Annotated in this window: 18 protein-coding genes; 10 read left to right on the forward strand and 8 right to left on the reverse strand. The window is 70.6% G+C overall.

What is annotated here, in order from left to right; all coding sequences use genetic code 11:
• Positions 1-36: 36 nt before the first annotated feature.
• Both KME77_RS15365 and KME77_RS15370 read right to left on the reverse strand, forming a co-directional pair.
• Positions 37-2,151 carry a beta-propeller domain-containing protein gene (locus tag KME77_RS15365; RefSeq protein ID WP_219467441.1) on the reverse strand — a complete coding sequence of 705 codons (2,115 nt, stop codon included), beginning with the start codon at positions 2,149-2,151 and terminating at the stop codon, positions 37-39.
• Positions 2,152-2,189: 38 nt separating this feature from the next.
• The gene (locus KME77_RS15370; RefSeq protein WP_219467443.1) at positions 2,190-4,484 is read right to left on the reverse strand and encodes a protein kinase domain-containing protein; all 2,295 of its coding nucleotides are present in this window, start codon (positions 4,482-4,484) and stop codon (positions 2,190-2,192) included.
• Positions 4,485-4,557: 73 nt separating this feature from the next.
• Between KME77_RS15370 and KME77_RS15375 the strand changes: the two genes are divergently transcribed.
• The 4 genes from KME77_RS15375 (at position 4,558) to KME77_RS15390 (ending at position 8,553) form a co-directional block, all read left to right on the forward strand.
• The gene (locus KME77_RS15375) at positions 4,558-6,063 is read left to right on the forward strand and encodes a succinic semialdehyde dehydrogenase (RefSeq protein ID WP_219467445.1); all 1,506 of its coding nucleotides are present in this window, start codon (positions 4,558-4,560) and stop codon (positions 6,061-6,063) included.
• Between the two features lie 22 nt (positions 6,064-6,085).
• Entirely contained in the window at positions 6,086-6,667 is a 582-nt protein-coding gene (locus KME77_RS30310) for a TetR/AcrR family transcriptional regulator (RefSeq protein ID WP_219467447.1), read from the forward strand.
• 37 nt (positions 6,668-6,704) lie between these two features.
• Positions 6,705-7,457, forward strand: coding sequence for an MBL fold metallo-hydrolase (locus KME77_RS15385; RefSeq protein ID WP_219467449.1), 753 nt, complete (start codon positions 6,705-6,707; stop codon positions 7,455-7,457).
• Positions 7,458-7,557: 100 nt separating this feature from the next.
• Positions 7,558-8,553 carry a PLP-dependent cysteine synthase family protein gene (locus KME77_RS15390; protein WP_219467450.1) on the forward strand — a complete coding sequence of 332 codons (996 nt, stop codon included), beginning with the start codon at positions 7,558-7,560 and terminating at the stop codon, positions 8,551-8,553.
• A gap of 74 nt (positions 8,554-8,627) precedes the next feature.
• Here KME77_RS15390 and KME77_RS29320 read toward each other — a convergent pair whose 3' ends face one another.
• Positions 8,628-9,533 (reverse strand): N-acetyltransferase, encoded by a 906-nt coding sequence (locus KME77_RS29320; protein WP_246609801.1) that lies wholly within the window; start codon positions 9,531-9,533, stop codon positions 8,628-8,630.
• Between the two features lie 32 nt (positions 9,534-9,565).
• Positions 9,566-10,042, reverse strand: a complete 477-nt coding sequence (locus tag KME77_RS15400; RefSeq protein WP_246609802.1) for an Lrp/AsnC family transcriptional regulator — start codon at positions 10,040-10,042, stop codon at positions 9,566-9,568.
• 63 nt (positions 10,043-10,105) lie between these two features.
• Between KME77_RS15400 and KME77_RS15405 the strand changes: the two genes are divergently transcribed.
• Positions 10,106-11,464, forward strand: coding sequence for a pyridoxal phosphate-dependent decarboxylase family protein (locus tag KME77_RS15405; protein ID WP_219467452.1), 1,359 nt, complete (start codon positions 10,106-10,108; stop codon positions 11,462-11,464).
• Here the strand turns inward: KME77_RS15405 and KME77_RS15410 are convergent, their stop codons facing one another.
• Complete coding sequence (locus tag KME77_RS15410) at positions 11,465-12,145, reverse strand: alpha/beta fold hydrolase (RefSeq protein WP_219467454.1); 681 nt, start codon at positions 12,143-12,145, stop codon at positions 11,465-11,467. It lies immediately after the preceding gene.
• A 77-nt stretch (positions 12,146-12,222) separates the two neighbouring features.
• Here KME77_RS15410 and KME77_RS15415 point away from each other — a divergent pair, with 77 nt between their 5' ends.
• The 5 genes from KME77_RS15415 to KME77_RS15435 all read left to right on the forward strand — a co-directional run bounded on the left by KME77_RS15415 (position 12,223) and on the right by KME77_RS15435 (position 17,427).
• Positions 12,223-13,716, forward strand: a complete 1,494-nt coding sequence (locus KME77_RS15415) for a DUF885 family protein (RefSeq protein WP_219467456.1) — start codon at positions 12,223-12,225, stop codon at positions 13,714-13,716.
• Between the two features lie 59 nt (positions 13,717-13,775).
• Entirely contained in the window at positions 13,776-15,341 is a 1,566-nt protein-coding gene (guaA, locus tag KME77_RS15420) for a glutamine-hydrolyzing GMP synthase (RefSeq protein WP_281424152.1), read from the forward strand.
• Between the two features lie 97 nt (positions 15,342-15,438).
• Positions 15,439-16,041 (forward strand): type IV toxin-antitoxin system AbiEi family antitoxin domain-containing protein, encoded by a 603-nt coding sequence (locus tag KME77_RS15425; RefSeq protein WP_219467459.1) that lies wholly within the window; start codon positions 15,439-15,441, stop codon positions 16,039-16,041.
• The gene (locus KME77_RS15430) at positions 16,038-16,889 is read left to right on the forward strand and encodes a nucleotidyl transferase AbiEii/AbiGii toxin family protein (RefSeq protein ID WP_219467462.1); all 852 of its coding nucleotides are present in this window, start codon (positions 16,038-16,040) and stop codon (positions 16,887-16,889) included. The genes KME77_RS15425 and KME77_RS15430 overlap by 4 nt, the downstream gene beginning before the upstream one ends.
• 118 nt (positions 16,890-17,007) lie before the next feature.
• A complete protein-coding gene (locus KME77_RS15435; protein ID WP_219467467.1) occupies positions 17,008-17,427 on the forward strand; it encodes a winged helix-turn-helix transcriptional regulator in 420 nt (139 codons plus the stop codon).
• Positions 17,428-17,456: 29 nt separating this feature from the next.
• Here the strand turns inward: KME77_RS15435 and KME77_RS15440 are convergent, their stop codons facing one another.
• The 3 genes from KME77_RS15440 to KME77_RS15450 all read right to left on the reverse strand — a co-directional run.
• A complete protein-coding gene (locus tag KME77_RS15440; protein ID WP_219467469.1) occupies positions 17,457-18,371 on the reverse strand; it encodes an IS982 family transposase in 915 nt (304 codons plus the stop codon).
• A 57-nt stretch (positions 18,372-18,428) separates the two neighbouring features.
• A complete protein-coding gene (locus tag KME77_RS15445) occupies positions 18,429-19,871 on the reverse strand; it encodes a DUF6020 family protein (protein WP_219467471.1) in 1,443 nt (480 codons plus the stop codon).
• Between the two features lie 29 nt (positions 19,872-19,900).
• On the reverse strand, positions 19,901-20,356 hold a 456-nt coding region (locus KME77_RS15450), incomplete at its 5' end, for a polysaccharide deacetylase family protein (RefSeq protein ID WP_219467472.1).

Raw genomic sequence — 20,356 nt, forward strand, 5'->3', positions numbered from 1 at the left:
GGCCGGCGCCCTTTCTCGCGGGAGGCGTCGGAAGGCTCACCGCAGCTGGATGAACGCCTGCTCCTCCAGCGAGGTCGCGTCGTTCACCTGGACGCCGTCCGTGGACACCGTCCAGATCGAGTCGCCGATGACCATCGCCCGCTGGATGCTCGGCTGGTACGACATGTCCTTCTGCTGCTTCACCGGGTGCTTGATCATGCCGACCTTCGTCACCGAGGAGTCGTCGATCTTGAGCACCATGGCCCCGATCTCGCTCCTGTCCCGGGTGTAGGTGTTCAGCGGGATCACCGACAGGCCCGTCTTCGGCCAGTACAGGAACGCGTGCGGATCCCACTCGGCCTCCGAGCCGGAGTCCTTCTGGAACATCTGCGACAGCCTTCGCGGACTGGCCGGGTCGCTCACGTCGAACAGGGAGATCTGGGTGCCCATCGTCCTGCCCTTGTCGCTGGCCTCCTGGCCGATGCCGATCAGCCGCCCGTCGTTGCCGGGGTGCAGGTACGCCGAGTAGCCGGTGATCTTCAGCTCGCCGGTCACCTTGGGGGCGGCCGGGTCGCGCAGGTCGAGCGTGTACAGCGGGTCCACCTGCTTGAACGTGACGCAGTAGCCGACCGGGCCGATGAACCTGACCGAGTAGATCCGCTCGCCCTCGCCCAGGCCGCCGACCTCGCCGACCTTCTGCAGGGTGTCGGCCTTGAGGACGTACACGGCGCTGCTGGAGGACCTGCCGTCCTGGGAGGTGAGGGTGGTGGCGACGCGGAGGTTCCCGTCGTGCTCCGAGAGCGAGTACTGGTTCAGCAGGCGTCCGGGGACCTTGCCCGAGGAGACGTAGGCGGGCGGGCCGGGCTTGCCGATGTCGAACCGGTGGACCTCGGTCTCCTCCGGCGGCGCGGTCGGCGTCGGGGCCGGGGCCGTGCTCGCGGCCGTGCTCGGTGCTGTGCTCGGTGTCGTGCTCGGTGTCGTGCTCGCGCTCGCGGCCGGGCTCGCGGTCGGGGAGGGCGCCGCCGCGGGGGTGATCGTCTGAGTGGCCGAAGGCGTGACCGTGGCCAGTGGCGCGGGCTCGTCCGGCGCCGGCTCCGTGGCGGGCGCCTGGGCGGTGGACGCCAGGGGGGTGGGCACCTCGGCGGTGTCCTCCATGATCATCGGCTGGGCCACCCACCAGTGCGGATTGCTGGCCACGTACAGGCTCTGGCCGGTCCCGTAGACCGTGTCGCCGTCGGCCGCGAGGCTGATCGGGTCCGTCCCCGCCGCCGTGATCCCCTGGGCCAGGTCGAGGCTGTGGACGGTCAGCAGCGAGGTGCCCGTGTACTGCTCGGGATGGCTGACCCGGGCGCAGTCGACCGTCTTCTTGGTGACGGTCCCGGCCTCGTCGGTGATCTCGACCTTGGGCAGCCACGCGTCGAGCGGCGCCTTCCGTACGAACGCCTCGTTCGCCTTCTTGCGCTCGGCCTCGGAGGCGCTGTCGTTCGGCACGGGGAAGGTCAGGTCGGGCTGGCTGCGGGTGACGATCCGCACCGTCGAGCCGACCATCCTGGCGTCCACGTACGAGCCCTGCGGCTTGACCGTGCCGAGCACCTTGGGCTCGCCCGCGAGGTCCACCAGCACGTACCGGGTCTCACCGCGCGGCGCGAACGACTTGTACATGATGTCGCCCCGGTTGAAGAGCACCAGCGCCCGGTCCCCGGACAGCAGCAGGTCGGCGGGCATGTACATCGGCTCGCCGGTCTCGGTGAGCTTGATGGACTTGACGACCTTCCTGGTGGCCGTGTCGATGACCCGCAGCGTGCCGTCCACGACCGTGATGACGCGGTTGCCGTCGGTCTTGACGAGGTCCGGCTCGTCCACGCCCGCCTCGTGCACGTTCGTCGTGGAGTGCTCGGGGGCCTTCTCGGCGGCCGAGTCGGGGACGGCCATGGATTTGTCGCGCGTCATGTACATCGGCATCGGCCCGCCGAAACCCCACGGTCCCACCTCGCGCACGGCGTGCTCGCGTAGCCCGGCGAGCATGTCGTCGCAGCCGTTGTAGGCGACCAGCCGGACGGTCACGGGACGCTGCTTGATCGGTTCCGGGCCGTCGAGCTGGGCGGAGGTGCAGGCGGTCATGGCCGTCGCGAGTGCCGCGCCGGTCACGACCGTACGGATCAGCGTCTTCATGCCCTCATTGACGGATCGCCGGGCCGAGTGGTTCAGAGTCATCCGCCGGGATTGACGGTGAAGACAGGACTGAAGTCAAGATTGTCCGGAATATCGAGCAGCTTGCGGATCATTTTTCCGTTGAAGTCGATCACCTGGATCTCGTCCCTGGTGGCGTTGTCCTGCTCCCAGCAGTAGAGGTGGCTCTCGTCGAACCAGCCGAGCACCTTGTCGCACCCGGAGGTGAACCGGCGGACCCGGTCGCCGGTCGTGGAGTTCCAGACGCAGTGGTCGCCGTCGCCGCCCTTGGGGCAGTTCGTGACGAACACCTTGCCGGACGGGGAGAAGATGTCCTGCGTGCCGGAGGCCAGTGATCCGATGTTCGAGGTGTTGCGGGTGGTCTTGCCGGTGGTGTCGAAGAAGCGCAGGGCCTGCCCGGAGATGTTCACCACGCCGCGCTCCTCGCCGTCGAAGCCGAAGGCGGTGTCGCGGATGGAGGTGTCGGACACGTTGACGATCTTGGCCTTCTCCTGGGCCACGTCCACGATGACGAATCCGAGGTAGAGCCAGTCCTTGCCGGAGGCCCGCTCGATGTTGAGCAGGATCTTCGAGCCGTCCCTCGACCAGGCGCGGATGCTGCTGATCAGCGGTTCGCGGACGGTCTTGACGGTGACCCGGCCGCCCGTCTGCCGGTCGTTGATGATGACCGAGTCGTAGTCGTCGGAGGTGTAGTTGCGGCCACGGCTCGCCAGGTAGCGGCCGTCGGGGGAGACCAGGGACTCCCAGTTGTCGGCGTACTTGGTGAACGTCCCGTGCAGCGAATTTCTCGCGTAGTCCACCCAGTCGTCGGAGGACTTGTTGTAGACCTCGTACGAGGTGAGCGTGATCGGGTCGGCCGGGTTCTCGTACAGCGAGATGGAGCCGCCCGCCAGCCGCTTCTTGGTGCCCGTGCGGGGGACGCCGGTCGCGGTCCGGACGGCCCGCTCGGTGGTGCGCGCGGTCGTCGGCTCCTCCGCGGCGCCCTCGGTGGAGGTGCTGGTGCGGCTGATGATCACGGCCACGCCCGCCAGGACGAGCAGCGCGACGGTCACGGTCACGCCGACGACGATGGGGGCGCGGCTCTTCCTCGGCGCGGGGCCGGGCCCGTGGTAGGGGCTTCCTTGGGTGGGAAGCTGGCTGTGCATGGGGTGGCCGGGGCCGGGGCGCTGACCCATCGGCGGGCCGGGCATGGACGGCTGGCCGCCGGGCATCGAGTGCTGCCTCGGCATGGAGTGCGGGCCTGGCATCGACGGCGAGCCGGGCATCGAGTGCTGGCCCGGCGTCGCATAAGGGCCCGGCATCGAGGTGGGGCCGGGCATCGAGTTCGAAGCGGGCATCGAGTTCGGGGCGGGCACGGGCTGCGGGCCGCTCGTCCCCGGCGGAGCGTACTGCCCGCCCATGAGCTGCCCGCCCGTGACCGGCGGCTGCCCGTACGGGGGCTGCGGCTGCCAGGGCTCACCGGGCCCGGCGGCGGCGGCCGCCTGGGCGAGCATGCCGGAGTTGGGCGACGGGTTCTGCAGCAGGCGCATGAGCACCTGTTCGGCCGACGGCCGCTGCGCGGGGTCCTTGACCAGGCAGGCGGCCACCACGTCACGCAGCGGCCCCTCGACGGCGGCGAGGTCGGGATCGTTGTTCAGGACGCGGTTGATCACCGCCGGCATCGTGTCGCTGCCGAACGGCGCCCGCCCCGAGGCGGCGAACACGATCGTGCCCGCCCACGAGAACAGGTCGGCGGCCGGCCCGACGGTGTGGCCCAGCACCTGCTCAGGAGGCATGTACGACGGCGTGCCCACCGGCATGCTGCTGATCGTCGAGGTGGCGTTGAGCGCCCTGGCGATGCCGAAGTCGATCACCCGCGGCCCGTCGGCGCCGATGATCACGTTGGCGGGCTTGAAGTCGCGGTGCACGATTCCGGCCTGGTGGATCGCGGCCAGCGCGGTCGCCGTGCCGATGGCCAGGCGGTGCAGGGTGGTGCCGGTGCGCGGGCCCTCCGCCTGGACGGTCTGCTGGAGGGACGGGCCCTCGATGTACTCGCTGATGATGTACGGGCGTTCCTGCTCCACACCCGTGCCGAGGACGGCGGCGGTGCAGAAGGGAGCGACCTGCCGGGCCACCTCGACCTCACGAAGGAAGCGGTCCACGCTCACCTGATCGCCGGACAGATCAGGGCGCAGCCATTTGACGGCCACGTGGGTGCCCGCCGTGTCTTTTGCCAGGTAGACGACACCTTGGCCGCCTTCGCCCAGCCGGCCTAGGAGGGGCAGGCCGCCCAGCATCTCGGGGTCTCCCGGTCTGAGCGGCGCGAAGGATGGCATGAAGGGATTCTGTCCCCATGCCATGCGTTGGCAAAAACTACCCGCCGGTAGCGATCAGGAATACCCTGCTGACATGCACGTGACGTCCAGCGGTAGGACCGTGGAGATCACCGAGCCGTTCACCGGCGATTCCCTCGCCGAATTGCCCGTTTCCGGGGCGGACGACGTACGCGAGGCGTACGAGAAGGCGAGGGCGGCGCAGGCGTCGTGGGCCGCGCTGTCCCCGGCGGCGCGGGCGCGGCCGTTCCTGCTGCTGCACGACGCGATCCTGGACCGCCGCGACGAGATCCTGGACATCGTCCAGGACGAGACGGGCAAGGCTCGCAAGCACGCCTTCGAGGAGGTGCTGGACGTCGCAGGCTGCGCGCTCTACTTCGCCCGCCGCGCCCCCCGCCTGCTCGCGCCGCGCCGCCGGGCGGGGATCTTCCCCGTCGCGACCAGGGTGAGCGAGCTGCGCCAGCCCAAGGGCGTGGTGGCGCTGATCACCCCGTGGAACTACCCGCTGTCCCTGGGCGTCACCGACGCCGTTCCCGCGCTGCTGGTCGGCAACGCCATCGTCCACAAGCCCGACACCCAGACCGCCATGTCCACCCTGTGGACCATCGACCTGCTGGCCGAGCTGGGCCTGCCGCGCGAGGTCTGGCAGGTCGTGCTCGGCGAGCCCGCCGACATCGGCGACGCGCTGCTCGACGGCGCCGACTACGTGGCGTTCACCGGCTCCACGCGCGGCGGCAGGAAGATCGCGGAGGAGGCGGCCAAGCGGCTCATCGGCTGCTCGCTGGAGCTGGGCGGCAAGAACCCGATGCTCGTCCTCGACGACGCCGACCTCGACCTCGCCGTCCAGGGCGCCGTCCGCGCCTGCTTCACCAACGCCGGCCAGCTCTGCCTGTCGATCGAGCGCCTGTACGTGCACGAGGCGGTGTTCGACGCGTTCGCCGAGCGCTTCGCCCGCGAGGCCGGCGCGCTGCGGATGGGGGCGGGCCGCGACTGGTCGGTCCAGATGGGCTCGCTCACCTCCGAACGCCAGCTCGACACGGTCAGCGAGCACGTGGACGACGCCGTGGCCCACGGCGCCACCGTCCTGGCCGGCGGCCGGGCCAGGCCCGACCTCGGCCCGCTGTTCTACGAGCCGACCGTGCTCACCGGCGTCACCGAGGACATGCGGCTGTGCAGGAACGAGACGTTCGGGCCGGTCGTCGCCCTCTACCGGTTCTCCTCGGACGACGAGGCGGTCGCGCTGGCCAACGACACCATCTACGGCCTGAACGCCTCCGTCTGGACCTCCGACGTCGCTCGCGGGCGCGCGCTGGCCGCCAGGATCAAGGCGGGCACGGTCAACATCAACGAGGGGTACGGGTCGGCGTACGCGTCCTACGACGCCCCGATGGGCGGCATGAAGGCCTCCGGCCTGGGGCGCAGGCACGGCGCCGAGGGCCTGCTGCGCTACACCGAGGCGCAGACGGTGGCCTCGCAGGCCACATGGATGGGGTTCGAGCCGCCGTACGGCATGACGTACGACAAATGGGCCGAGATCCTGGTCACCACGCTCAAGACCATGCGGCGGCTGCGGCTGAAGTGACCTTCACGTATACGCTGTAAACGTGAAGGAGCAGGGAACGGCCGCCCGCATCGCGGACACGGCCCGGCGCATCCTCGTCGAGGAGGGCGCCGACGCGGTCAGCATGCGGCGGGTCGGCGAGGCCGTCGGCGTGACCGCGATGGCCATCTACCGCCACTACCCGAACCGGGACGCCCTGCTGCGCGCCGTCGCCGACGCCGGCGCGCGCGAGCTGGCCGCCGACTGGGCCCGGCTCGCGCCCTCCGGCGACCTGGAGGAGCGGGCGGAGGTGCTGCTCGACGGGTTCCTCGACTTCGCGCTCGGCCGGCCGCACCTGTACAACTTCCTGATGTCCGACCCGTGGGGGCGGGCGCGGCGCTTCCCCGAGGACTTCCGCGCCGGCCAGGGGCCGCCGTTCAGCGTCATGGTCGAGCTGGTCGAGGAGGGCATGCGCACGGGGGCGCTGCGGGGCGACGACCCGCTGGAGGTGACGCTGACGATCACGTCGTGCACGCAGGGCCTGGTGCAGCACTACCTGAGCGGCCGGATGTCGATGGACGAGCCGGAGTTCCGCGCGCTCTGCCACCGGGTGGTGCGGCGGGTCATGGACGGCCTGCGCGCGTGACTGGAATACCGCGCCGGGAGGGTGTGTCGTGGTGTCCATGGACATCCGTTATGTGGGCGGGCCCACCGCAGTGCTGGAGATCGGCGGCCTCCGGCTGCTGACCGACCCCACGTTCGACCCGCCGGGCGACTACCCGATCGGGGACCGGGCGCTGACCAAGACGGCCGGGCCGGCGTTCGAGGTCGCCGAGCCCGTGGACGCCGTGCTCCTCTCGCACGACCAGCACCCCGACAACCTCGACAGGGCCGGACGCGCCTTCCTGGCGTCCGTGCCCGTGGTGCTGTCCACCGGGTCGGCCGCCGCCCGCCTCGGCCCGCCCGTACGGGCGCTGCCGAACTGGACGGACACCTCGCTGGAGCGGCCGGACGGCGGCACGCTGCGCGTCACCGGCGTGCCCGCGCAGCACGGCCCCGACGGGAGCGAGCACCTGGTCGGAGAGGTGACCGGGTTCGTGCTCGACGGCGAGGGGCTGCCCACCGTGTACGTGAGCGGCGACAACGCGTCGCTGGACGTGGTCCGCGCCATCGCCGGGCGCGTGGGGCCGGTGGACGTCGCGGTGCTCTTCGCCGGTGGCGCCCGTACGCCGCTGGTCGGGGACGCGTATCTGACGCTGACCAGCGACGACGTCGCCGAGGCCGCGTCGGTCCTGGGGGCGCGGCAGGTGGTGCCGCTGCACTTCGAGCACTGGGCGCACTTCACGCAGGGGCGGGACACGCTGCTGAAGGCGCTGGCGGGGCTGGGGGAGCGGGCCCACGTCCTGGAGCCCGGCGAGGCGGTGACGCTCCTCTGAGCGGGTTTCTGGGCTGACCCCGAGCGGGCTCGTGGGCTGACTTCTGGGCCGGCCAGGGGCGGGTGATCTTCTTGCCCGGCCGCGTGGCAGGGTGGGGAGCATGAGCTGGGAGACGTGGGCCATAGGGATGCTGCGGGCCGAGCGGCCCACGCCGCTGATCGAGCTCCCCGTCCGGGCGGCCGGCGTCACGCTGCTGCTGAAGGACGAGTCCGCCCAGCCCACCGGCAGTCTGCGGCACCGGCACGCCAGGGCGCTGTTCCGGCAGGCGGTGCTGGACGGGCTGCTCGCCGAGGGCGCCACGGTCGTCGAGGCCACCGGCGGGAACGCCGCCGTCGCCCAGGCCTGGTTCGCCCGGCGGCTCGGGCTGCGGTACGTCGTGGTCATGCCCGGCGCCCGTACGGAGGAGCGGGCGCGGCCGGTGGAGGCGCTGGGCGGCGAGTGCAGGTTCGTCACGCCGCCACTGGCGATCTACGACGCGGCGCGGAAGATCGACGGGCACTTCCTCGACCAGTTCGGCCGGGCGGCCGAGCACGACCTCGCCGACGAGCTGTTCGCCCAGGTACGTCCGGACTGGGTGGTGGCCGGCGCCGGGACGGGCGCCACCTCGGCCACCTTGGGCCGCTGGGCGCGGCACCACAGGGCGTCCGGCGCGCCTCGGGTGGCGGTGGCGGATCCGGAGAACTCCGCCTATTTCCCGGGATGGACGCTCGACGCGCACGACTACGCGACCGGGATGCCGTCGCGCGTCGAGGGCATCGGCAGGCCGCGCGTCGAGCCCGGGTTCCGGCCCGACCTGGTGGACCTGGTCGTCCCGGTGCCGGACGCGGCCGGGGTCGCGGCGGCGCGGCTGATCAGGCGGGTCACCGGGCTGCCCGTGGGCGGCTCGTCGGGCACCGCGCTGTGGGCGGCGCTGGAGCTGGTCGAGCGGATGCGGGCCAAGGGGGAGGGCGGCACGGTGGTCTCGGTGCTCGGTGACGCCTATGCCCGCCATCTCGCGACATATCACGACGATGGGTGGGCCGCTGGCAAGGGCCTCGACGTCGGGGCGTACGAGGAGGAGCTGCGCCGCCGCACGCTCTCCCCGGCGGACGACTGACGAGAGGACGGCGGCTGACGAGAGGACGGCGGCCGTCATCGGGTCAGCGGCGGTCGTCAGGTCAGCGGCCGTTGTCAGGTCAGGGGGTGGCTGACCCAGACGTTCGGCTCCACGTACACGGCGTGCCCGTGCGCCACGTCACAGTGCACCGGTACGAGCGCCCCCGGCACCTCCACCGGCCCCGGCCGGTCGAACGGCAGCCCCGTCCACTCCCGCCACTCCTCCAGCGTCCCCGCCACCACCATCGACCGGGGCGCGACCTTGACGATCCGCGCCCCCGCCCGTACGTGCACCCGCAGCCAGGCGTCGGACGGCAGCCCGTCCTCCCGCGTCCGGAACGCGTACTCGGACATCGGCGTGTGCGGCTCCAGGTGCTTCTGGGTGGGCCGCACCGGCGCCACCAGCTCCCGGAAGCCGAGCCGGGCCGCGTGGTCGCGCATGGCGGCGACCATGGCGGGCGACACGCCGGACCCGAGTAAGTCCCGCCGGACGGTGATCTCCAGCGCGGAGACGGCGTCCAGCATGACAGCGCTGTCCTGTGCGGAAGCGGCGTCGGGGGAAGCGGCGTCGGGGGAAGCAGCGTCGGGGGAAGCGGCGTCGGGGGAAGCGGCGTCGGGGGAAGCAGCGTCGGGGGAAGCAGCGTCGGGGGAAGCAGCGTCCGGAGAAACAGCTCCCCGCGCGGCGGAGCCGTTACGGGCGCGCCCCAGCCAGCCCCGCCGGATGACCCCGTCCCACCCGTCGTCCGGCAGCCCGTCGCCGCCCGACGGAAAGGGGATCATGCAGCCCCGGGCCGCCAGCCGCCCCGGCTCGCCGGAGTCGTCGGCGACCAGCACGTAGTCGGCGTACTCGGTGGCCGCGACGGGGTAGAACAGGTCGGCGATCGGGTCCTGGAACATGAACGTGCTCCACGAGTGCTCCATGTCCCAGAGCGCGGGCTCGAACGACGGACGCTCGGCGAGCGTGGTGATCCGGAGCGACATGTGGATCATTGTCACATTCCGGATGTTGAGTCTCATCCCATTTCGGATGGCCGCTGGATGGGCTGGTGCTCCGTCTTGAAGATCAGCGTCGTCTGCAGGTGGACGATCTCCGAGCGGTGCAGGAACTTCTCCAGCGCCAGCCGGTGCAGATGGTCGGCGTCCGCGACGGCCACGTGCACCAGGAAGTCCTCGGTGCCCGCCACGTGGAAGAGCGTGATCGTCTCCGGCAGTCCGAGCACGAACGAGCGCAGCGGGTCCACGATCTTGCTCGTGTGCGGCCGTACGCGCAGGGCGAGCAGCGCCTGGAGCGGGCGGCCGAGCTTGGCCGTGTCCACGACGGCGCGGAAGCCGGTGAGGACGCCACGGCGGCGCAGGGCGCGTACCCGTTCGAGTGCCGTGGAGGGTGCCACGCCGAGACGTTCGGCGAGATCCTTGTTGGGCAGCCGCGCGTCCTTCTGCAACTCGGCCAGGATCGCCAGATCGATCGAATCCAGTTCGGCGTTATGCATTATTACCGCCCTCCCATTCGGTGACCGTAGCCGTGCGCCGCAGCATTAGCCAATATTTCCGGCATGTGGAACATTGATGAGTTCACCAAGGCCGCCGACATCACCGTCGGTGAGCTGGCGGCGTACGTGGACCGGAGCCAGCGCGGCGACGCCCCCGTCGTCAGGCGGGAGCCGCCCCGCGAGCTGGCCGGGAGGCTGCGGCTCGGCGAGCTGATCGCCGACGGCGGGATGACGCCCGAGACGTACCGCGAGTTCCTGCGCACGTTCCTGGACGAGGGCACGAGGCTGCACCACCCCGCGTACATGGCGCACCAGAGCGCCTCGCCCGACTTCCCGGCCGCGCTGGCCGACTTCATTCATGGCGCCACGAACAACCCGATGGCCATCTACGAGATGGGCGCGGCGGCGGCGACGGTGGAGTTCGAGGTGCTCAGGTGGATGCTGGCCAAGGTGGGCTTCCCGCAGGGCGGCGGGGTGCTGACGCACGGCGGCTCACTGGCCAACCTCACCGCGCTGCTGGCGGCGCGGGCGCGGGTCGCGCCGCAGGCGTGGGAGGAGGGCGTGCCGGGCGATCTGGTGATCCTCGCGCCGCCGTCGGCGCACTACTCGGTGTCGCGGGCGGCCTCGATCCTCGGGCTCGGGCAGCGGGCGATGGTGCCGCTGGCGACGGACGACCTCGGCCGCATCGACATCACCCAGTTGCCTGATATTTCGGGGAAAAGGGTGATGGCGGTGGTCGCGGCGGCCTGCGCCACCGGGACCGGCCTGTACGACGACCTGCGCGCCATCGGCGAGTGGTGCCGCGAGCGGGACCTCTGGTTCCACGTGGACGGCGCCCACGGCGCCTCCGCCCTGCTCTCCGAGCGCCACGCGCCCCTGCTCGCCGGCATCGAGCTGGCCGACTCGGTCATCTGGGACGCGCACAAGATGCTCCGCACGTCCGCCCTGGCCGCCGCCGTGCTCGTGCGCAGGGAGGGCGACCTGGACGCGGCGTTCAAGCAGGAGGCCAGCTACCTGTTCTACGGCGACCAGGGCTTCGACCTCATCGGCCGTACGGTCGAGTGCACCAAGGCCGAGCTCGGGCTGAAGATCTTCCTCAACCTCGCCTGGCGCGGCGAGCGCGGCATGGGCGAGCACGTGGCCGGCCGGTACGCCACGGCCCACCGCTTCTGGGAGCTGGCCCGGCGCAGGGAGGGGTTCACGCTGCCGTACGAGCCGGAGAGCAACATCGTCTGCTTCCGGTACGGCGACGCCGACCACGCCGCGATCCGCGAACGGCTCATGGCGGACGGCTCCTTCTACCTGACCTCGACCGAGCTGAACGGCGTGCGCCACCTGCGTGTCACGGTCATGTCCCCGGCCACGGACGACGCCACCCTCGAACGCCTCCTCGACGCCGTGGAGGCCGGCTGGACGAGTTGATCACACCCAGCCGTCGAGCCCCGCCATGAAGTCCTCGAACAGATGCCGGTGGATGGTGTGCTCGGCCCCCGCCACCACCCGCACCTCGAACCCCTTCGCGCGCAGCGACTCCTGCGCCCAGAGCGGGACCAGGCCGCTGGGGTCGGCGGCCTGCACCAGCGACGGCACCACGGGCGCGGGCGTGAAGTCCAGGCCCGCGCTCTGCCCGAGCGAGACCGCCGTACGGGGGTCCCAGCACTTGACCATGTCCAGCTCGACGTCGACCTCCTCGGCGGGGAAGTCGGGGTGGGCGGCCACGACCTGCTCGCGGCTCAGCTCGTTGCTGAACCGCCCCTCCAGCACCGGGATCCGGAACACCGGGTCGGAGTAGATCGCCCGCTCGGGCAGCAGCCGGTCGACCGCGGCGGCCAGCGTCAGCCCGCCCAGCGAGTGGCCGATCGCCACCTCGGGCGCGGCCGGCACGGACGCCACCACCGCGTCGGCGAACAGCTCGACCGGGTACGAGTCGGCCCTCGGGCTCTGCCCGTGCCCGGGGAGGTCCACGGCCACGGCCCGGTACCCCTTGGCCGCGAGCGCGGGGCCGACCCGCCACCAGCAGCGCGAGTCGGCCATGATGCCGTGGATCAGCACCGCCACGCGGTCGCCGGTGCCCCATTCACGGGTGAAGAGCTGCATTGCCATACATGCCTATATAGCACCGCCGTCAGGCCGGCATATCGTCATCGATGGCTGTCGGCGGCGTGCGCTAGCGTCGCAGCATGACGGAACTCGACCCCAGACTCCGCGCCATCACGGACCTCAACGTGGCGGACGCGCGCGAGACAGGCGGCAGGCACGAGTACGACGGCACGATCCAGGATCTGTCCCCCGAAGGCGTGCGGGCCGGGCTGGCGCGGCTGGGCGAGGGCGCCGCCCCCGCCGACCCGTACGACTCCGCGCACCTGAGGGTTTTCGAGGACGGTCTGCGCACCCAGTACGGCGAGCTGGAGCTGCACCGGCGCAACCCGTTGCCGCACCTGGCCAACCTCGACCTGGCCTGCTACGACCGCGACTACGCCCCCGAGGCCGAGCGGGCCGCGGCCAAGGCCGCCCACCTGGCCCTCTGGCCGGAGGCGGTGGCGCACGCGATCGCCTCGCTCGACCGGCTCAGCGCGCCGGTCGCCAGGTCGCTGGCCGGAGTCATCTCCGGCCTGGCCACCGGGATCAGCGACGAGGCCGCGCTGGACGCCCACGGCCTGCTGGTCGCGCACGTCGAGCGGGCCGCCGCGGTCGGCGACCCCGACGCCGCGCTCGGCGGCGACGCGCTGGCCAAGCTGATGGGCGACAACGAGGGCCTGCCCGTCGACCTCGGCAGGCTGGCCGAGCGCGCCGACGCCGAGCGCGACCGGCTCATGTCCCTGCTGGCCGAGGCGTGCGCCAAGCTCGGCCGGGGCGGGGAGCAGCCGTTGCAGGTCGTACGCGACCTGGTCAGGCAGCACCCCGACGCCGACGGCGTGATCGAGGCGGCCAGGATCGGCACCGAGAAGGCCATCGCCTTCACCCGCGAGAAGGACCTGGTGCCCTACCACGACGGCGAGTGCCTGGTCGGCCTGGCGCCCGAGTCGCGCCGCTGGGGCATGGCCATGATGACGTGGAACTCTCCGGGCGAGCCCGAGGGCCCCTCCTGGTACCACATCACCCCGCCCGACCCGTCCTGGTCCGCGCAGGAGCAGGAGGAGTGGCTGGAGGTCTTCAGCGACACCACGCTGCCCGCGATCAACGTCCACGAGGTCGCCCCCGGCCACTTCTCGCACGGGCGGGCCCTGCGCCGCGCCGGGTCGGACGTGCGGCGGCTGCTGCAGTCCATGTCGTTCGCCGAAGGATGGGCGCACTACGGCGAGGAGCTGTGCGTGGAGGAGGGGTTCGAGGCGGACGACCCGCGCTTCGAGATCGGGGTGTGGATAGAGGCGCTGATCCGGGTCACCCGGCTGGCCTGCGCCGTGGGCGTGCACACCGGGCAGATGACCGTCGAGGAGGGCGCCAGGCGCTTCGCGTCCGACACGCACCTGACCGGGCCGGCGGCCCTGTCGGAGGCGCGGCGGGCCACGTTCGACCCCACGTACGGGCGCTACACCTGGGGCAAGTGGGTCATCATGGACCTGCGCGAGCAGGCCCGCAAGGAATGGGGAGCGGGCTTCACCCTGCGGCGTTTCCACAAGGCGCTGCTCGACCTCGGTTCGCCGCCCCTGGGCCTGGTCGGCGGCATCCTGTAAGCCTGTGCCCTGGTCGGGGGGCGTTCACCGATAGACTGGCAGGGCCGCATTCGCCGTTCCTGGGGGTCCTCTCGTTGTCTGCTGAGTTCGACACAGTGCTCGTGGTCGACTTCGGGGCGCAGTACGCGCAGTTGATCGCCAGGCGGGTGCGCGAGTGCCACGTCTACTCCGAGATCGTCCCCTCGACGATGCCCGTCGAGGAGATGCTGGCCAAGCGCCCCAAGGCGATCATCCTGTCCGGCGGCCCCTCGTCGGTCTACGCCGAGGGCGCCCCGGCCGTGCCCCACGGGCTGTTCGAGACGGGCGTGCCCACGTTCGGCATCTGCTACGGCTTCCAGGCCATGGCCCAGGCCCTCGGCGGCGAGGTCGCGCAGACCGGTGTGGCCGAATACGGCGGCACCGCCCTCGACGTGCTGACCGAGGGCGTCATCTTCGCCGGGCTGCCCGCCGCGCAGAAGGTCTGGATGTCCCACGGCGACAGCGTGGCCGCCGCGCCCGACGGCTTCACGGTGACCGCCTCCACCCACCAGACCCCGGTCGCCGCCTTCGAGCACGTCGGCCGCGGCCTCTACGGCGTGCAGTTCCACCCCGAGGTGCTCCACTCCGAGCACGGTCAGGCGGTGCTCAAGCACTTCCTCGACGCGGCCGGCTGCCGCCCGGCGTGGACCATGCTCAACATCGTCGAGGACGCCATCGAGGCCGTCCGCGAGCACGTCGGCGACGGCAGGGCCATCTGCGCGCTGTCGGGCGGAGTCGACTCCGCCGTGGCCGCCGCCATCGTCCAGCGCGCCATCGGCGACCGGCTGACCTGCGTCTTCGTCGACCACGGCCTGCTGCGCAAGGGCGAGGCCGAGCAGGTCGAGCGTGACTTCGTCCGCGCCACCGGCGTCAAGCTGCGCGTGGTCGACGCCGCCGACCGCTTCCTCAAGGCCCTCGAAGGCGTCAGCGACCCCGAGGAGAAGCGCAAGATCATCGGCCGCGAGTTCATCCGCGTCTTCGAGGACGAGCAGCGCGCCATCATGGCCGACGGCCCCGTCGACTTCCTGGTGCAGGGCACCCTCTACCCCGACGTCGTCGAGTCCGGCGGCGGCACCGGCACCGCCAACATCAAGTCCCACCACAACGTCGGCGGCCTGCCGGAAGACCTGCAGTTCAAGCTGGTGGAGCCGCTGCGGACGCTGTTCAAGGACGAGGTCCGGCGGGCCGGTGAGGAGCTCGGCCTGCCCTCGGCCATGGTCTGGCGCCAGCCGTTCCCCGGCCCCGGCCTCGGCATCCGCATCATCGGCGAGGTCACCCGCCCCCGCCTCGACCTGCTGCGTGAGGCCGACGCGATCGCCCGCGAGGAGCTCTCCCGCGCCGGCCTCGACCGCGACATCTGGCAGTGCCCGGTCGTCCTGCTGGCCGACGTCCGCTCGGTGGGCGTCCAGGGCGACGGCCGCACGTACGGGCACCCGGTCGTGCTCCGCCCGGTGACCTCCGAGGACGCCATGACGGCGGACTGGGCGCGGGTGCCGTGGGAGGTGCTGTCCCGCATCTCGACCCGCATCACCAACGAGGTGCGCGACGTCAACCGGGTGGTGCTCGACGTCACCAGCAAGCCCCCGGGCACCATCGAGTGGGAGTGACCCCGAAGCGAAGCGTCCTGTAACTACAGTGGATTTTTAGTTTGACGCGCCATGCTTACGTCAAACTAAAAATCCTTCGTAGGATTAGACTCGCCTCATGGTCTCGCGCGAAGAAACCCCTCGTGCACGGCTCTGGAGACGCGCGGCCGGCCAGTGCGGTTATTTCACGGCGGCTCAGGCGCTCGAAGACGGCTACTCCTACCAGTCCCAGCACTTCCAAGTTCGCAGGGGACACTGGACGCGCGTTCACCGCGGCGTCTACCGCTTCCAGGAGTTCACCGACCTGCCTTCTGGCGGGCAGGACCATCTGGTTCCGTGGATCTTGTGGAGTCATGGACGCGCGGTCGTGTCCCACGTGTCCGCGCTCGCTGTTCATGATCTGGGTATCGCCAATCCCGCCCAGATCCATCTGACGGTCCCGCCCGGGTTCCGTCAGCGACATGCCTCGGTGGTCCTTCACCGGGGGGAGCTGATGCCGGACGAGTTTCAAGATCATGAAGGGTTCCGGGTGACGACACCGGTTCGTGCCATCGCGGAGTCCGCCGCGGACGGAGTCGATCAGGATGTGATCGACTCCGCCGTCACGGATCTGCTCGATCGTGGCGCCGCAACCAGGAGGCAGCTCCTGCTGGCCGCCCAGCGAGCCGGTTCCCGGGCGGAGCTCGCCGTGGAGCGAGCTCTTCGTACGGAGTCCGGATGAGTCGCTACACGACCTCGGTGGATCTACGACGGGCCCTGGAGGCTCGTCTCAAGCGCCAGGCGGACGAGGGCGGGACGGACCTCGGTCGTCTGCGAAGGGTCGCGGTGTTCGATCGGCTCTCCGCCAGGCTGTCGGTCGTCGAACACCGCTGGGTGCTCAAGGGCGGGACTTCCTTGGAGTTCCGGCTGGGAGGGCGGGCGCGGGCCACCAAAGACCTGGATCTGGCACTCCGCGACGGCCCAGGTGATGGCGACACTCTCCGTGACGAACTGATCGAGACCTTGGCGGTCGATGTCGACCGTGATGGCTTCGTGTTCTCGCTCGGACGGCCCACGGCTTTGGACGCGGACGCCGCCGGTCGGCCTGGATGGCGCTTCTCCGTCGACAGCGCGCTCGGCGGCAAGACTTTCGCCCAGATCCGGCTGGACGTCGTGCTGCGCGACGCGGAGCTCGCGGCGACCGAGCGGATCCCGCTGCCAGGGGTCCTGGCCTTCGCCGACATACCGCCGCGAATGATGGACTCCGTTGACCGTCGTCAGCATTTCGCCGAGAAACTGCATGCCCTCACCCGCGACTACGACTCCCGGCCCAACACCAGGGTGAAGGACCTCGTCGATCTGGTCCTGCTGATCGAGGACGGTCTTCCCGCTGACCATGGGCTGTTGGAGGTGGTGCGGCACGTGTTCACGGTGCGAGCCACCCACGCGGTTCCTCACCTCGTGCCGGATCCGCCTCCGACCTGGAAGAACGACTACCCCAAGCTCGCCGAGAACCTGACGTGCGCAAGCCCGGACCTTGGCGGCGCGCTGGCTCTTCTTCGCGCGTTCTGGGCACGGGCGCTGTCGTGAGCGTGCCAAGGAGGATGAGGGCGTGAAACGGTCGCAACCCTTTGGGGGCGTCTCATGAAGAACGACCACCATGGGGAATGATTCGTAACAGAGGACCTATGGGAGGAAGGGTGCATCTATGCCTCAAGGGAACGCCGCCGTGCCAGAGTCGTCCAGGACGTCGTCCGACGCCCGAGCGATGACCGGCCAGGGTGTTCCTCCGGTCCCGCCGCACGAGATCCTCGACAAGATCGCGAGCAAGTGGGCGATCCAGATCGTGGTGGCCGCCGCCGGCGGCCCGGTCAAGTTCAGCGAGCTGGAGCGGCTCGTCGAGGGCATCAGCCGCCGCATGCTCACCCTCACCCTGCGCAACCTCGAACGTGACGGCCTGCTCGAACGCAAGGTGTACGCCACGGTCCCGCCCAAGGTCGAGTACACGGCGACGCCGATGGCGCTGGAGCTGCGCGAGGCGATGCTGACGCTGACCGACTGGTCGATCAGGCACAGCGCGTCCGTGGCGAGGGCCAGGGAGCTGTACGACGCCCGCCACACGGTCTAGATGATTGATGCCAAGGGGTCTGGATACAGTCAGTGATCGTAGGCGATCAGAGATCGCTTGATCGGTTGTCCGGTTTTGTCGTTGTGCCAGATCGCTGTGGTGAGCGCGAGGATGCGGGCCAGTACGCGGATGATGACGCCTGCTGGGGTACGGCCGCCGTGGCGTTCCAGGTTCAGCTGGCCCTTGAGCGTCTGGTTGATCGATTCGATGCTTTGCCGTAGAGGCTTGAACAATGCTGCCCCGGCCCGTTCGGGCTCGCCTCGGCGGGCCGGGCGTAGCAGGTGTATCTCGCGCTCGGTGAGGTCGCGTTCGAAGGCGCGGCCGTAGTACTGCCGGTCGGTGATGATCGTCTGGTGCGGGTGGGTGGCCAGCACGTCCGGTGCGGCCTGCAGCATGCCGCTCAGCACCTCGCGCTCGTCGGCCTTGGCGCCGGACAGGGCGAACAGTACCGGCAGCCCGCCCAGCGTGCACACCAGGTGCAGCCGCAGTCCCCAGAAGTAGCGGGAGTGGGAGGCGCAGTAGCCGTACTCGGCCCACCCGGCCAGCGCTGAGCGCCGGGCGGTCTGGGCCGAGCGGCCGCACTCCACCGGCGTGGAATCGGCCACCCACACATCATCGCTCCACAGCGAGGTGTCGGCTGCCAGCATCCGGATCACGTGCACCACCAGGCCACCAGCCTTGCGCAGCCGCCGGTTGTAGCCGGGCTGGCCGGGCAGGTGCGGGAACATGCCGCTCAGCTCGGCGCGGGCGTACCGCAGCCAGCGCCGCTCGGAGGTGAAGCCCAGCAGCACCGACAGCACCGCCAGCGTCACCAGCTCGGCGTCACCGAGCACAGGGGCGATTCCGACCTTCGGCCGCCACGGCGCCAACTGCGGCTGGGCCTTCAACGCATCATCGATCCGCACGTACAGTGCCGTTGCGAGGGTGTTCAGCTCGTTGGTCACACATCGAAGATGAGCGCCCTCGCCCTATCTCCGCAGCCACGCCTTGGCATCAATCATCTAGAGGGGCGTCTCCTCCTTCGGCACCGGCGGAACGGGAGGGCGGCGCCGCACCAGCCGTACAACGGAGGCGACCAGCAGCGGCACCAGCACCGCGCCGACGATGATGGGCGTGGCCATGTACCGGAAGTCCTGGGCGGAGATGTTGGCCAGGATGGCGAGCTGCTGCCCGGCCACGATCGCCGCCACGCCGACGACGTACCGGTTGCGCAGCGCGAGGGCCGCCAGCGCCACCACCAGATAGGACAGGTACGACCAGAACGCCCCCCGCCACAGCAGCCAGTCGTACTCGGACTCCAGGGCCGTGGTGAGCCACGTGCTGCCCACCTGGTGCAGCTCGGGTGACAGCGGCCGCAGCGAGAACACCCACCGCCCCTGGAAGTCGGGCACCTCGCCGGCGCCCACGTAGGTGTCGGCGTTCGGGCGCAGCGAGAAGCGGTAGGTGTCGCCGCCGAAGGCCGTCTGGTCCTCGAACAGCTTCCACGCGATCGCCCCCCTGCACAGCCGGGCGTCGATCACGATGGCGGGCTGCGAGACGAGCAGCCGTTTCCACAGGTCGAGGAGCTGGCCGGCGTGCGCGTCGGCCTGGGCCCAGCTGAAGTCGTCGCGCCAGATCAGCTCGTTGATCGTGTAGCAGGTGCCGCCCTCGCTCCACCTGGTCAGCGGCGCGACGGTGGACATGAGCGTCTTGTCCTGGTCGGTGAACAGCTCGGGATGATCCCGGTAGGCGACCGCGATGTCACCGAAGGCGGTGTGGTAGACGTACGTCTTCGACGGCGCCGCGATGCCGACCTGCGGAAAGATCAGGTTGTTGAGCAGCAGCGGGACGGCCGCCGCGACGGTGCCGACGAGCACGAGCCGCAGGCGCGTGTGGGAGACGATCAGCAGCAGCACGACGACGGCGATGCCCACGATGAGGAAGCCGTTGGCCCGGAAGAGCCCCAGCAGGGTCATCAGCAGGCCGAGCCAGAGCAGCCTGCGGGTGGTCACGGTCCGTTCGGCGGCCATGCCGGCGCAGGCGGCGGCCAGGGTGACCGCGCAGATCGTGAACGGCACGTCCTTCCACAGCGTGGTGGCGAACACGCCGACGGTCGGCGTCAGCGTGAGCAGCACCGCCACCACCGCCGTCGTCCTGCGCGGCGCGCCCATCGCCCCGAGCGAGCGCGCGAGGTAGGTCAGCGCCGCCGCCATGGCCGTGGTCTGCAGGAACGTGACCGCCCCGATGTCGCCCGTGGTGCTGTAGCTGAGCCACAGCAGCGAGTCGTAGAGCACCGAGTGGTCGCTGACCCAGGGGCCGGCGATGGTGTGGCTCAGGTACAGGACCGAGTCGCGGCTGAACAGCCCGGGGTAGAAGGCCGCCCACCAGCAGGCCAGGACGACCTGCATGGTGAGGAACATGGCGAACGGCGCCCAGCCGCGGCGCTTGGCGAAAACGATCTCCATGGCTCCGGTCCCGGGAGTCCGTCACCCCGTCAGGGGTAGCTCACCCCGGCTTCCATACCCTTCTTGCGGTAGAGCGTGGGCACCGTGACGAGATGGTATCCGCGTTTCTTCAGCTCCTTGACGATCGCCGGCATGGCCTTGACGGTCTGCGGGACCACGTCGTGCATGAGGATCACGCCGTTGGGCCTGGCCAGCCGGTACACGGCGGCCTTGATCTTCTTGACGTCACGCAGGCTCCAGTCAAGTGTCGTGCCCGTCCACAGGACCTGGGAGAGGTTCTCCGAGCCGACGATGTCCAGGACCTGGTCGTCGGTGGCCCCGTACGGCGGCCGGAACATCGTCGGCGCCCTGCCCGTCTGCTTCGTGATCAGCTCCTGGGTGACCTGGAGCTCGTCGACGAGCTCGCTCTCCAGCAGGCTGGGCGTCGAGGCGTGCGAATAGGTGTGGTTGCCGAGGGCGTGGCCCTCGGCGGGTTCCCCTTTGGC

This window comes from Nonomuraea rhizosphaerae, assembly GCF_019396405.1.
GTDB classification, from domain to species: Bacteria; Actinomycetota; Actinomycetes; order Streptosporangiales; family Streptosporangiaceae; genus Nonomuraea; species Nonomuraea rhizosphaerae.